General features: G+C 39.2%; 14 protein-coding genes. 5 read left to right on the top strand and 9 right to left on the bottom strand.

What is annotated here, in order from left to right; all coding sequences use genetic code 11:
* Position 1: 1 nt before the first annotated feature.
* The 4 genes from BFP71_RS01130 to BFP71_RS01115 all read right to left on the bottom strand — a co-directional run bounded on the left by BFP71_RS01130 (position 2) and on the right by BFP71_RS01115 (position 2,700).
* Positions 2–592 (bottom strand): hypothetical protein, encoded by a 591-nt coding sequence (locus BFP71_RS01130; RefSeq protein ID WP_069833619.1) that lies wholly within the window; start codon positions 590–592, stop codon positions 2–4.
* Positions 589–930: a PadR family transcriptional regulator gene (locus BFP71_RS01125; protein ID WP_069833618.1), complete on the bottom strand. Its 342-nt coding sequence runs from the start codon at positions 928–930 to the stop codon at positions 589–591. Before BFP71_RS01125 ends, BFP71_RS01130 begins: the two co-directional genes overlap by 4 nt.
* Positions 931–1,024: 94 nt before the next feature.
* On the bottom strand, positions 1,025–1,909 hold the full coding sequence (gene lipA / locus BFP71_RS01120) for a lipoyl synthase (protein WP_069833617.1): 885 nt from the start codon (positions 1,907–1,909) through the stop codon (positions 1,025–1,027).
* A gap of 65 nt (positions 1,910–1,974) precedes the next feature.
* Positions 1,975–2,700: a hypothetical protein gene (locus BFP71_RS01115; protein WP_069833616.1), complete on the bottom strand. Its 726-nt coding sequence runs from the start codon at positions 2,698–2,700 to the stop codon at positions 1,975–1,977.
* Between the two features lie 59 nt (positions 2,701–2,759).
* On the opposite strand from BFP71_RS01115, the gene BFP71_RS01110 reads away from it, so the two are divergent.
* Positions 2,760–3,164: an OsmC family protein gene (locus BFP71_RS01110; protein WP_069833615.1), complete on the top strand. Its 405-nt coding sequence runs from the start codon at positions 2,760–2,762 to the stop codon at positions 3,162–3,164.
* Here BFP71_RS01110 and BFP71_RS01105 read toward each other — a convergent pair.
* A complete protein-coding gene (locus tag BFP71_RS01105; protein ID WP_069833614.1) occupies positions 3,148–3,864 on the bottom strand; it encodes a hypothetical protein in 717 nt (238 codons plus the stop codon). The two genes, BFP71_RS01110 and BFP71_RS01105, sit on opposite strands and share 17 nt — an antisense overlap.
* Positions 3,865–3,916: 52 nt before the next feature.
* Positions 3,917–5,596 (bottom strand): energy-dependent translational throttle protein EttA, encoded by a 1,680-nt coding sequence (gene ettA / locus BFP71_RS01100; protein ID WP_069834521.1) that lies wholly within the window; start codon positions 5,594–5,596, stop codon positions 3,917–3,919.
* Between the two features lie 99 nt (positions 5,597–5,695).
* Here ettA and BFP71_RS01095 point away from each other — a divergent pair, with 99 nt between their 5' ends.
* The 4 genes from BFP71_RS01095 (at position 5,696) to BFP71_RS01080 (ending at position 9,819) form a co-directional block, all read left to right on the top strand.
* On the top strand, positions 5,696–6,940 hold the full coding sequence (locus tag BFP71_RS01095) for a DUF349 domain-containing protein (RefSeq protein WP_176723294.1): 1,245 nt from the start codon (positions 5,696–5,698) through the stop codon (positions 6,938–6,940).
* A 109-nt stretch (positions 6,941–7,049) separates the two neighbouring features.
* A complete protein-coding gene (locus tag BFP71_RS01090) occupies positions 7,050–7,271 on the top strand; it encodes a DUF2795 domain-containing protein (RefSeq protein WP_015329640.1) in 222 nt (73 codons plus the stop codon).
* Between the two features lie 169 nt (positions 7,272–7,440).
* Positions 7,441–9,192 carry a GMC oxidoreductase gene (locus tag BFP71_RS01085; protein WP_069833612.1) on the top strand — a complete coding sequence of 584 codons (1,752 nt, stop codon included), beginning with the start codon at positions 7,441–7,443 and terminating at the stop codon, positions 9,190–9,192.
* A gap of 3 nt (positions 9,193–9,195) precedes the next feature.
* Complete coding sequence (locus BFP71_RS01080) at positions 9,196–9,819, top strand: gluconate 2-dehydrogenase subunit 3 family protein (protein WP_069833611.1); 624 nt, start codon at positions 9,196–9,198, stop codon at positions 9,817–9,819.
* A gap of 74 nt (positions 9,820–9,893) precedes the next feature.
* On the opposite strand, the gene BFP71_RS01075 is transcribed toward BFP71_RS01080, so the two are convergent.
* From BFP71_RS01075 to BFP71_RS01065, 3 genes are read right to left on the bottom strand one after another with little or no spacing between them, the layout of a single operon-like run.
* Positions 9,894–10,544, bottom strand: coding sequence for a response regulator (locus BFP71_RS01075; protein WP_069833610.1), 651 nt, complete (start codon positions 10,542–10,544; stop codon positions 9,894–9,896).
* Positions 10,537–12,291, bottom strand: coding sequence for a tetratricopeptide repeat-containing sensor histidine kinase (locus BFP71_RS01070; protein WP_069833609.1), 1,755 nt, complete (start codon positions 12,289–12,291; stop codon positions 10,537–10,539). Before BFP71_RS01070 ends, BFP71_RS01075 begins: the two co-directional genes overlap by 8 nt.
* A 6-nt stretch (positions 12,292–12,297) precedes the next feature.
* The gene (locus BFP71_RS01065; RefSeq protein ID WP_069833608.1) at positions 12,298–12,786 is read right to left on the bottom strand and encodes a hypothetical protein; all 489 of its coding nucleotides are present in this window, start codon (positions 12,784–12,786) and stop codon (positions 12,298–12,300) included.
* Positions 12,787–12,813 lie beyond the last annotated feature (27 nt).

The raw sequence follows: 12,813 nt of genomic DNA, 5'->3' as shown, positions 1-12,813 counted from the left end.
ATTAGCTGTACCGCAGTTCGCTTCTCTTGTAACCTTGGTAGAATCGGTATGGTAAGTAGGTCAAGCCGAATAGGAGTATTGAAATGATTAAGAGCATCTGACTGGTAGAGCTTTGGCTAATTGCCTTTAGTTTCAATTGTGAAGTCTGGCTATAATAATTTTCATAGAAACCATTTGTTTCCTCCTTACTTAAATCCTTGCCTAAGTTTACGGTGAGATACTGTTCTGTCATACTTTCTCGTCGGCTATCGACTAATGATTCATTTTGAAATGAAAGTATGGTGAATAGGATAGCTAGGCTGAACAAAAAAGCACTTAGGTATCCACCAATATAAGCTGTTTTCTTAATCATGATATATGGAGTTTGCGTGGTTAAAATTTTTAAATCGTTTTCAATTTGCAGAGGGTCTTCTGGTAGTATTTTGCCTTTAGCGATTTCTAATGCTTGATTGAATGTTAAACACTGGGTTTCCATCAAAACTTCAACTTCACTAGAAATATGGTCTACTAGGTCATCCAATAAGGCTTGATCGCTGAAGTGCTGTTCAATCATGAATGATCGAATTTCATTAGTTTGGTGGTTCTCGATCATGATAAAGCAGGTTTATCGTTTCCAAAGAGTAAACCAAGCGTTGTCCGAAAGTCCAAAACCTCTGCGACGGATGTGCTTAACAAACCATTACCCTTTTTTGTAAGGCTATAATACTTTCTCGTTCTGTTACCGATGAGTACAGAGGTCGTTGATAAATATCCTTCTTGTGTCAAGCTGTGAAGTGTAGGGTAGAGCGAACCTTCTTTTATCAGCACTTTACCTTCTGTTCGGACTTTCACATGTTGTACAATCTCGTAGCCATACATTTTATCATGCTCAGAAAGTAGTTTTAAAATGATGGGTTTTAAGATCCCTTTTAATAATTCTCTTGAATACATAGAACAATAATACATCATATTATGATGTATTACAAAAGAATCCAAAAAAACCACTGCTCAATAGAACAGTGGTTGCATAGTCTTTTTATGCTTCTTAAACGTGAACGTGTCTTTCTGCGTGGTAAGAAGATCTGACTAGTGGTCCAGATTCAACATATTTAATACCTCTTTTTAATCCTTCTTCCTTAAAGAATTCGAATTTATCAGGATGCACGTAGTCGATCACTTCATGGTGCATTTTTGTAGGCTGTAAATATTGTCCAAGGGTTAAGATATCTAATTTAACTTCGGCCAAGTCATCCATAAGTTTGAAAACTTGCTCGTCAGTTTCCCCTAAACCCAGCATGGCGCCAGATTTAGATCTTTTACCATATTCCTTGATTCTATGAAGCTCTTCTAAACTACGATCATATTTTGCTTGGGGTCGTACTCTGCGATAGAGGTCTTTTACAGTTTCCATATTGTGAGAAACTACTTCTTGCCCAGCATCAATCATTCTATAAAGTGCCTCCCAATTTCCTTTTACATCTGGGATCAATGTTTCAATAGTAGTTTCTGGACTAAGTTCTTTAGTCTGTACCACCGTTTGATACCAAATTTCAGCACCTCTATCTTTTAATTCATCTCTATTGACTGATGTGATCACCGCGTGTTTTACTCCCATGAGTTTAATAGCTTCAGCAACACGTTTTGGTTCTTCAGCGTCATACTCTGGTGGCCTTCCAGTGGCTACAGCGCAAAAAGAACATGACCTTGTGCAAACATTACCTAAAATCATAAACGTAGCGGTTCCAGCACCCCAGCACTCACCCATATTTGGACAATTGCCACTCTCACATATTGTGTGAAGTTTATAATTGTCGACAAGCTTGCGAACTTTTGCGTATTCCGGTCCAATTGGCAGTTTTACCCTAAGCCAGTCTGGTTTTTTACGTCTTCTCTCAACTGTTTCCTTCGAAACGACAGGTAGTTCTATCATATCTTTCTCCTATGCTATAGAAACACAAAGGTAAGGCAAAGGTTCCAAAAAAATCGTGTTGATACTTATCTTCTTCTTCCGAAGTATACAGCTAAGAAGGCGGCAGCAAAACTGCTGTTATTTTCAGACTCTGGGATTATATTGATCTTTCTGGTGTAAACATCTAGTGACATTCCAACCTCTACTCCGAAAACTTTCTTTTTGCTCGAATTCGTTTCAAAAGTTAGTGAAGCCTTGGCATGCCCTCCTAGAACGAATTTTGATCTTCCGAGCCCTCTAAAAGGACCTGCTGTACCGATTATGAAATTTCTAGCGTGACTAGGATCAGCGGGGTCATATTGTTCTTTTCTATTACCGTTGAATTCTAAAAAGTAAGGAACTTCTATACCGATTGACGGGCCCGCTGCTACCATGGCTGTGATTCTTGCGCCTTGTTGTGGGGCTTTTTTAAATAATATTTTTTCTCTACCGTAGGTCGGCCTCAACGCGAGTAGGTAGTTCGATTTTCCAAAGACGTAAGAACTTCCAGTTATGGTCGTCTCTTTTGTTTCTCTTGGGTGTTTTATGTTAACTAGTTCGATACCATAGTTCACTAGGTTGCCATCATTTAAGAACTTTGACTGCCGATAGTAAAAGCCACTTATAAGCCCTCCGTTGGTGCCCTTATTAATACCAAATACATTTTCAACAGTGTATTCTTCATCCACAGTTTGCCCAACTTGCTGTGCAGCAACGTTTAAGGAAACTAAGAGGAACAAGACTAAGAATAAGCTTTTTGTAATTGAAGTCATACAGTTTTGACGGTATTAATATGGTCTCTAAATTAACGAAAAATAATCCTGCTTAGTTTATGGCTACAATCAAATCTAAATATGAAGGAGGCCTGCGTACTTCTGCTATTCACGTAAAATCTGGTAATCAATTCCTTACCGATGCTCCAGTTGATAATAATGGGAAAGGGGAGACTTTTTCTCCTACTGACACCGTTGCAGCAGCCCTGGGCAGTTGTATGATGACCGTAATGGCGATTGCTGGTGAAAAGAAGGGAATAGATATGACTGGTTTGCATTTAGAAACGACTAAGGTTATGTCTGCTAATCCAAGAAGAATTTCTACACTACAGGTTGAATTTCATTGGGATAATTGTCCGATAGACAACGAACAAAGAGAATGGCTTAAGGAAATTGGAAGAAACTGTCCGGTGGCCTTAAGTCTTCATCCAGACTTGAAGCAAGAAATTAATTTTTATTTTTAGCGACCCAAGAAACCATTTCTCCTACATCTTCAGGGTTCTTAACTTTCAACTTGTTTTTGCGGGCATATTTCCGCAAACGATCAGAATAGCTACCGAATATATTGTAAAAGGCAGTTTTGGTTGTCGGCAATACTATCCATTTGTTATTCAACTTTAAATATTTGGTCGTGAATGTCTTGATTTCGTCATTCATGGATCCTATTTCAGTTGTTGGATCATAATTACTAGGTACAAACTCCAAGTAGTGTTTAACCTTCACAAATGGCGAAGAGCTCACGTCTTGTATAAAGCCCCCGTACTCACTTTCAGGCCAAACAAGCTTTATGTTAGTGAAACTCACGGCCTCTAAATCACCCTGAGCATCAAAATTGAATGATTTTACGATATTCCAAGGTAGGATTTTATCTGACTGAGCATCTTCTAAAGACTCAGTCTCCATATTGTATCGATAGTTGCCAGTGACTGTATCTCCCTTCAACAAGAATACAGTTGCTTTTCGACCTTGATCATAAACATAGGGTGAGTAGTCAATGATCGACTTGGCTTCTGGGAGTCTAGATCTAACAGAAACTCGTCCGTTGACACCGATTCTTAAATCACCGCCACCTGTTCCTGAAATTTCGCTTCCACTAATTGTTTGGCCATACGATGAAAGACTTATGCCCAACAATAATGCGAGTACTATTTTTATCCTTTTCATAGTCTATCCTTATCCCCCTTCAAACTAAATTTAACTAAAAAGAAACAGTTTATCAACCGAGCTTCTTGTATCGAATCCTTGTCGGATCGACATCACCAAGCCGTTTTTTTCTATTCTCTTCGTATTCCGTGTAAGTACCTTCGAACCAGTAAACCTGCGAATCACCTTCGAAAGCTAAAATATGAGTACAAACTCTATCGAGGAACCATCTGTCGTGAGAAATAATCACAGCACACCCCCCAAAGTTTTCTATACCCTCTTCTAAGGCCCTTAAGGTATTAACATCTAAGTCGTTCGTTGGTTCATCTAACAAGAGTAAGTTGGCACCTTGTTTTAGCGTTAGCGCTAAGTGTACTCTGTTTCGCATACCACCAGAAAGCTCACTAACTTTTTTATTTTGGTCATTACCATTAAAGTTGAAACGGCTAACATAGGCTCTGGAATTCATTTCTTTGCCACCAAGGTTAATCAACTCGTTTCCTTCAGAGACTACTTCCCAGACTGTTTTATTTGGGTCAAGCTGTGTATGCCCTTGATCTACATAGGCGATATCAACAGTAGAACCGACCTCAAAGTCACCTGAATCAGGAGTTTCTTTTCCAGTAATTAAGTTGAACAACGTGGTTTTTCCTGCCCCATTCGGACCGATGATACCTACAATACCTCCTTGAGGTAACGAAAACTCAAGGTTTTCATAAAGTAGCTTATCACCGAAGGCTTTTGAAACTCCTTTGGCCTCAATCACTTTGTTTCCAAGTCTTGGCCCAGCAGGAATGTAGAGCTCTAGCTTTTGTTCTCGCTCCATCGCCTCCTGACCGACTAATTTGTCGTAAGCTCCTAAACGCGCTTTAGATTTCGCTTGTCTTCCTTTTGGCGACATACGCACCCATTCCAACTCCCTTTGTAATGTCTTTTGTCTTTTGGATTCAGTCTTTTCTTCATCGGCCAATCTCTTCTGTTTTTGATCTAGCCATGAAGAATAATTTCCTTCCCAAGGTATACCCTCACCACGATCGAGTTCGAGAATCCAACCAGCCACATTATCAAGGAAATATCTATCGTGAGTTACGGCAATTACGGTTCCTTTATATTGTCTTAGATGTTGTTCTAACCAGTGTACCGATTCTGCGTCTAAGTGGTTAGTAGGTTCATCTAGTAAAAGCACATCTGGTTCTTGGATCAGTAATCGGCAAAGCGCTACTCTTCTTTTTTCACCACCCGATAAATTCTTGATTGGGGCATCAGCCGGAGGCGTGCGAAGCGCGTCCATAGCACGTTCAAGCCTTGAGTCTAGGTCCCAAGCACTTACTTGGTCTAGTTTCTCTTGAACCTTTCCTTGATCTTCGATCAGTTTTTCCATGGCATCAGGATCAGCAAGAACAGCAGGATCGGCAAATTTCAGGTTGATCTCTTCAAATTCTTTCAAAAGATCCACTGTTTCCTGAGCTCCCTCTTCTACAACTTCCTTTACCGTTTTATTAAGATCTAAATCAGGTTCTTGCTCCAGCATTCCAACCGAATAGCCTGGAGAGAAAACTACTTCACCTTGATAATCCTTATCGACGCCAGCAATAATTCTCAATAATGAAGATTTACCAGATCCATTTAAACCGAGTACGCCAATTTTGGCACCATAGAAAAAGGATAGGTAAATGTTTTTTAGGACTTGCTTCTTAGGAGGGTAGATTTTACTAACCCCCGCCATTGAAAAAATTATCTTGTTATCACTCATTTTGGCTGATTTTGAGTCAAATATGCTAAAAAATATCATTGAATTCAGCGCAATAAATTGAATTAGCTATTTTCGTGCGCGAATTGAAAAATGACAGCTTTGGAAAAGACAAGCTACGGCTACATTAAAGAGGGTAAAGTTTTTAGGAAAGGTTTCTTGGAATACCCTGATTTAGCGATCGGTGATGTAAAGGGTACTGAAGAAGAAAGCATAACCTTTTATGAAAATCGATTTGATTTGGCTGAGAAACAGGTGAACACCGTTAGCGAGAAAATTGAATCCAATACCAATAAAGGCTCTTTCTTAATGAAGGTTCTTCACTTAAAGGAAACCTTACATCAATTCGATGCCATTGGAGATTTTGAGAAGCTTTATAGTCAATTGGGGTCACTTGAGACCGAACTCAACGCTTATGTGGAAGCTAATCGCCACAAAAACCTTCAAATAAAAACGGCGCTTTTAGAAGAGTTAAAGACAGTCGCAAAAAGTAGTGAATGGAAAACAGCTTCACTCGCGGTCAAAGAAATTCAGTCTAAATGGACTAAAACCGGTGCAGTAGCGGAAGAGCAGAAGGAAGCCATTGAGGGTGCTTACAATGAGTTAATCAAGTTCTTTTACGATAGTCGGGCAGCATTTTACGCCGATTTGGATAAGATGATGGCTGAAAAAGAAGAAGACTACAAGGCCTTTATCAAAAAAGCAGAAGCGCTGAAAGAAATTGATGCCATTAGTGAATTAAAAGCTGCCATTCGAACACATACTGAAGAGTGGAAAGCACTACCAAGAATTAAACCTGCCAAGCACAATGTCTATTGGCAAGAGTTTCAAGTTGTCATCAAAGCAGCATTGAACAAGGCTAGAAAAATCGAAAAAACTAAAAAGAAGGCGAGTACAAAAGATAACCTAAAGGCGAAGCAAGAAATTATTGAGCAACTCACTGTGGCTAATCAGGAAATAGCGCCAAACTTTCAATTATCACAAGTTCAAAAAGCGTGGAAAGCTATTGGTCCTGTAGATAAAAAGGTGAGTAATGAACTTTATGAAAAATTTCTCTTCTTAACGGATTCAATTTCTGAAAAACAGTTTTTGAATTCACTGGTTAAAAAGAAGTCGAAAAAAGATAGCTCAGAAGATGAACTAAAAAAGCTTCGGATTCGGTTGTTGAGAGGATTGATGGATCGAGATATCAGTGAACTTCGAACTTTCGAAGAAAACCTCGGGAAATTTAGCATGGCTAAAGGGCTCGATGGACTGTTGGACAAGAAGTTGAGTCAGCAAAAAAGGAAGGTAGAAGTGAAGAAAGGTATCTTACAAGAATTAAAAAAACAGGTAATAAAGAGTTGAGGATAAGCTTTTTGTAATTCAAATAACAGTGATTAAATATTTGCATTTAAGCATTTGAATTTTAGAAATTTATTCTATTCTTTTGCACGCCAAAGAAACAGGAAGATATATGTACTGGACACTAGAACTAGCATCATACTTAGAAGATGCCCCATGGCCGGCTACTAAGGATGAGTTGATTGATTTCTCCATTCGATCAGGAGCTCCTTTAGAGGTTGTTGAAAACCTTCAAGAACTCGAAGATGATGGACAGCCATATGAAAGTATAGAAGAAATTTGGCCGGATTATCCGACTAAGGACGACTTCTTCTTTAATGAAGATGAATATTAAGAAACTTAAGCCTCGCTAACCCCGAGGCTTTTTTATTGACCTACCCTAAAGCATCCCGCCCAGCGGTCAAACCGCACTGTTATTTTTAAAGCTTTCTGCTTATATTTCTAATCTATCCAAAATACGCGCTGGATAAGATTGTACAACTTTTTATTCAATACTATTCTCAATGAATTTAAACCTTAAAGCAAAACAGGAGAGAATCTATGATGCAATTGTGGTAGGTTCGGGGATCAGTGGAGGCTGGGCAGCTAAGGAACTTAGTGAAAATGGCTTAAAAACACTGGTACTCGAACGTGGTCGAAAAATCGAGCACATTAAAGACTACCATACGGCTACTATGGACACTTGGGATCTTCCAAACCGAGGAAGAACCAAAAAAGAAGTAATAGAAAAAGACTACCCTAAACAAAATAGAACGGGTTATACCACTAATGTGGCCCATAGGCACTTCTTTGTAAAAGATAGTGAACACCCCTACCAAGAAGATACCCGTTTCGACTGGATGCGAGGTTATCATTTAGGGGGGAGATCAATTACATGGGGTCGTCAAAGCTATAGGCTCAGTGATATAGACTTCAATGCAAATCGTGAAGACGGTTTTGGGGTAGACTGGCCTGTGAGATACAAAGACATTAAACCTTGGTACGACTACGTAGAACGCTATATAGGCGTAAGTGGTGAAAACAGAGGATTTAAGCAATTACCTGATGGTAAATTCCTGCCACCAATGGAAATGAATTGTGTGGAAAAGGATTTCAAAAAGGCTGTAGAAAGCAAATGGAATAATCGGTGGGTAACCATCGGTAGAACTGCTCACTTAACAGAACCTTTAGCAAATGCACAACCTGATCACAAAAACCCAGGTGGAAGAAGCCAATGCTTGATGAGAAACAGGTGTATGAGAGGCTGTCCTTATGGAGGTTATTTCTCTAGCTTGTCCTCTACACTTCCAGCAGGTGTTCAAAGTGGTAACCTAGAAATCCAAACCGACGCTATTGTTCATGAAGTGATATATGACGATAGCACCGGTAAGGCCACTGGTGTAAGAGCCATAGACCAGAATACAAAAGAGTCTACCGAGTATTATGCAAAAGTCATTTTCTTATGTGCTTCTGCAATTGCCTCTGCAAGTATTTTAATGCAGTCGAAAAGTGCTCGTTTCCCGAATGGTTTAGGAAATGACAGTGGCGAATTAGGTCACAATATCATGGACCATCATTTAGGTGTTGGTGCTTATTCTACTGTAGAAGGATACGAGGATAAATATTTTAAGGGCAGACGAGCCAATGGTATTTATATTCCTAGATTCAGAAACCTTGGTGGAAGTTCAAATATGAAGAATTTCATTAGAGGTTATGGCTATCAGGGTGGTGCCGGTCGTGATGGCTGGGGCAGAAGTATCGCTGAAATGCGCAATACTCGAGTTGGTGGTAATATTAAGGATATGCTTATGGAACCTGGTAGCTGGACAATGGGCTTCGGTGGTTTTGGTGAGGTGCTTCCTCAGCATAAAAACTACATGATGTTAGACTACGATAATCTAGATGCTTGGGGCTTACCTCAAGTCAGATTTGACGCTGGTAACTTCCATGAAAATGAGTATGAAATGCGGAAAGATATGGCCGCAGCGGGTGCTGAAATGCTAGAAGCGGCAGGCTTTAAGAATGTTGGTACTTATGACAATGGTCCACATATGGGACTTGGTATTCACGAAATGGGAACGGCCAGAATGGGTCGCGATCCAAAAACTTCGGTTTTGAATAAGTGGAATCAGGTGCATGCCTGTAAGAACGTATTTGTAACAGATGGAGCGTTTATGACTTCAGCAGCTTGTCATAACCCATCTTTGGGGTATATGGCTTTCAGTGCTAGAGCCGCTAATTACGCAGCAGATCAAGTGAAAAAAGGAAAACTGTAAATCATGGAAAGAAGAAAAGCGATTAAAAATATAGGGTACGGTTCAGCCGCACTGTTTTCTTCCAGCTTACTATTTGGGTCATTGCAGAGTTGTACCGCAACACCTAAAGTAGATTGGATTCCAGTTTTCTTTACTCCAGAAGAGGCTGCACAAATGGAGAAGATTTGTGAAGGGATTGCACCTAAAACAACCACTCCAGGTGCTATAGAAGCAGGTGTTCCAGCACATTTGGACGAAGCTTTCAGCATATTTAGCACCGCTGACGAAGCGAGCTATTTCAAGCGAGGACTAGCTGTTTTTGTAGATAATTTTAAGGATAACGGGGAAGTGTCTTTTAACAAGGCCACAACCGAGCAAGTGACCGATGTAATCAATGCTTACTATAAGCGATACAATGATCAACCTGATATTCTGAAGAATTACAGAGAAACCTATAATGATCCCGGAGAGAAATCTGATGAATTTGTAGAGGCGCACTTTGTAACGAGTGTAGTTGATGCGACTTTCAGGAGTTATTTCACTTCAGAATTAGTGGGAGAGACCGTTATGCGATATGACCCTATTCCAGTTAAATATGAAGGATGTATTCCTTACGAAGCTGGACAAAAATCTTGGTCTAGCGTTTGATAAAGTCATAATAAAAGAATAAGCCTCTTCGAAATCATCGGAGAGGTTTTTTTATTTTAGGTAGACGCGATTTTCTAAAGTTCGTAAACCTCGTTTTGGATAGCCCATTTTGCCAAGCCGACAGAGTTTTTAAGTTCAAGTTTCAATAATATATTCGCTCGATGACTTTCAACAGTATGCGTGCTGATCGATAATTCGTCCGCAATTTCTCCAGTTGTTTTTTCCTGACAAATAAGCTGGATTATCTCTAACTCTCTTTTCGTCAATAAGTCTTTCTTTCCGAAGCTGCTGGAGGTTTTTTTATTTCCAGCATCAAAAAATGCCGACATTAATTGAGGATCGAAGAAGTTTTTGCCAATAGAAACTTCGGAAATAGCAGTAAGAATGTTCTCCTTACTGGAATTCTTAAGTAAGAAGCCGAAAGCCCCATTTTTTATCATGCGTTTAGCAAGTCTAGGGTTATCATGCATGCTCAATGCTATCACTCTAATGTCAGGGTAGTGTTTGTTTAGATAAGCCGTACACTCCAAGCCGTCCATTTCAGGCATATTAATATCCATAAGAATTAGATCAACCAATTTTTGGTTTTCAATGGCCTCTATTACTTGTCGTCCATTAAGTGCTCCACCCACAAATTCTAAATTAGCGGTGTTATTGATAATGGCTTCCATACCATCAATAATGACCTGATGGTCATCCGCTACCATCACCTTAATCTTATCCATATTGTGGAATTGTAATATTAAATGCTGTACCCGTCTTAGGGTCGCTTTCAAAAGAAAGTTTGCCCTTTAGAATGTTTACTCGAGAAGCAATGCTTTTGAGTCCAAGGCCGTGTTTGACTTTTGCTTTATCAAAACCCTGACCGTTATCAGCGTACTTCAATAAATAATCTTCCTTCACCTTGGTAATGGACAGTTCAAGTTTTTTTGGATTTGCATACTTAAGACTGTTATTCACTAACTCTTGAACTATGCGATAAAGAAGAACTTCTTTTGACTCGTCTAATGCACCCTCTTCATAATCGAAAGTCTCCTCAATCAGAATATCAGTGGAGGCGCTTACATTGTCTAGTAAGTCTAGAATCGCTTCTTGTAAACCAAGTTTGGTCAAACTTGCTGGTACCATATTATGAGAAATTCGACGTACTTCCGTGCAAGCATTATCAATCTGATCTAGTGAACCTTTAAAATCGTCTTGGGAAGAAACTTTATCCTGGAAACTACTAAGCCGGAGTTTAATTCCTGTAAGTAAAACACCAATGCCATCGTGTAGATCTTTGGCAACTCTTTTCCGCTCATTTTCTTCACCAATAACCATGGCTTGGAGGTTCTCTAGTTGTTTCTTTTGGATAGCTCGGGTAAAAAGCAAATAGCTAATGATTAGAACTATAGCTAGTATAACGATAATCAACCCGAACATTTGGGCTCTTTGTGTAGCTGAAACAGCTTCCTCTTCTGCTTCATCGAGTTGTTTGTCGGTCCGAAAATCTTCTGTGATTTGAGCGACTGATTCTGTCCTTTGACTCACAAGGAAAGAGACAACAGTGTCAAATTTTTGTTTTTGGTACTCTAGTGCTTTGCGATAGTTGCCTTCTGCGGCATAGACATCGGTCAATAATGAGTATATGCGATTGTATGCTCCCCAATCATCAAAGGCTTTTAAGTCCTTTAAATTGTCTTCAAGAATTTTTTTGGCTTCTGTAAACTGCTGTTTTAATATGTAGACCTGGGCAATTTCAGTATTTAGACCAATTTTTAATTGATCTAACTCCAGTTCATCATATAGCTCTTTTGCAAAACCAAAATAATATACAGCACTGTCATAAGAATTTAGTTCCTTAAGGCTATTCGCAAGCATATAATAGGTATTGGCTAATAGCGGCTTTTGGTTATCATTTTCAACATCTACACTTGAAATGCCTTTTTTAAAATTATTTGCCGCCTCTTGGTGATTGCTAAGTCTAAATTGAGCAGCGCCATAATAGTAATAAGACTTCGGAAGCTCAGATGTAAGTTTATTTTTCTCCCTTATTTCTAAGGCTTCGCTGATATAGTTGAGGGCTTGCTGATGTTCTCTCAGCTGAACATAGATAATACCAATCTTATCGTTGAGATCTGCATATAGCGATAACTTATCGGATTCCTTTAAATCAACTAATAGTTTAGTATATACCTTGACGGCACTATCATATTTTAAGTTTTTATTATAGAGGTCACCTCTAAAAACTCTATAGTCCAAGAGTTCATCTTGCGTTTTTAATAGGGCTTTTACTTTGCTTAAGTACTGTTTTGATAAGTCTGGATCTGAAGCCAATGCTCTCTTTAGCAGTAGCATGCCTGTTTCAGGATTCGGACGCTCATCGAAGACAGTTTTTAGGCTATCAAGGTTTATAGCCTGACTTAAGCTCAAATTAACAACAAATACAAGTAGCAATGATGCCAATTGTAATTTGGTCTTTAAGGTTTTCAAGGTTTACTAGGTTGGTGGTACAGGTGGGATTCCAATCTCACAATCGTTCGTAAAGAATGAAGGCAAGCCGGTATCTCTATCAATGAAATCCCCACCACCGATCGGATTTTTAGGGTTAGCTTTATTATAAGCGTTTATCGTTTCTTGGCTTGCGAGCATTCTAAAAAATAGTGTATTAGATTTAAGATCTTTTTTAAAATAGTAAGTGTTTTTCACTACCATATTCTTTATGCTCTTATCAAATGTCTCAGCATTGAACTTCAATACATTTCCTTCAGGCAGCTCGTCAAAGTACTGGCCGTCTACAAAAGGGCTGGTGACCCTGAGGTTCTTGTAGAAATAAAGAAAATCCATAGTGATATACTCGTTGCCATTATGCGCCTTTAGAAATGGACGAAACATAATAAATGGCATGTGTGTGATGATGCTCTTGGGCAAATCCTTCACCTTTTTCAAAGGGGTTCCTATTGGAACTATGTTGTTCGTGTCAGTCATGATAATAGTGTTTTGGATCAGTATTTA

The organism is Roseivirga misakiensis (genome assembly GCF_001747105.1).
In the GTDB taxonomy this organism is placed as follows: domain Bacteria; phylum Bacteroidota; class Bacteroidia; order Cytophagales; family Cyclobacteriaceae; genus Roseivirga; species Roseivirga misakiensis.
Note: the sequence above shows the minus strand (reverse complement) of the source record. Positions and strands in the feature narration are given on the sequence as shown.

What these genes read in the sequence shown, in the direction of transcription:
- BFP71_RS01130 (WP_069833619.1), bottom strand. Translation starts at nt 592, where the DNA reads ATGATCGAGAACCACCAAACTAATGAAATTCGATCATTCATGATTGAA.
- BFP71_RS01125 (WP_069833618.1), bottom strand. Translation starts at nt 930, where the DNA reads ATGTATTCAAGAGAATTATTAAAAGGGATCTTAAAACCCATCATTTTA.
- lipA (WP_069833617.1), bottom strand. Translation starts at nt 1,909, where the DNA reads ATGATAGAACTACCTGTCGTTTCGAAGGAAACAGTTGAGAGAAGACGT.
- BFP71_RS01115 (WP_069833616.1), bottom strand. Translation starts at nt 2,700, where the DNA reads ATGACTTCAATTACAAAAAGCTTATTCTTAGTCTTGTTCCTCTTAGTT.
- BFP71_RS01110 (WP_069833615.1), top strand. Translation starts at nt 2,760, where the DNA reads ATGGCTACAATCAAATCTAAATATGAAGGAGGCCTGCGTACTTCTGCT.
- BFP71_RS01105 (WP_069833614.1), bottom strand. Translation starts at nt 3,864, where the DNA reads ATGAAAAGGATAAAAATAGTACTCGCATTATTGTTGGGCATAAGTCTT.
- ettA (WP_069834521.1), bottom strand. Translation starts at nt 5,596, where the DNA reads ATGAGTGATAACAAGATAATTTTTTCAATGGCGGGGGTTAGTAAAATC.
- BFP71_RS01090 (WP_015329640.1), top strand. Translation starts at nt 7,050, where the DNA reads ATGTACTGGACACTAGAACTAGCATCATACTTAGAAGATGCCCCATGG.
- BFP71_RS01085 (WP_069833612.1), top strand. Translation starts at nt 7,441, where the DNA reads ATGAATTTAAACCTTAAAGCAAAACAGGAGAGAATCTATGATGCAATT.
- BFP71_RS01080 (WP_069833611.1), top strand. Translation starts at nt 9,196, where the DNA reads ATGGAAAGAAGAAAAGCGATTAAAAATATAGGGTACGGTTCAGCCGCA.
- BFP71_RS01075 (WP_069833610.1), bottom strand. Translation starts at nt 10,544, where the DNA reads ATGGATAAGATTAAGGTGATGGTAGCGGATGACCATCAGGTCATTATT.
- BFP71_RS01065 (WP_069833608.1), bottom strand. Translation starts at nt 12,786, where the DNA reads ATGACTGACACGAACAACATAGTTCCAATAGGAACCCCTTTGAAAAAG.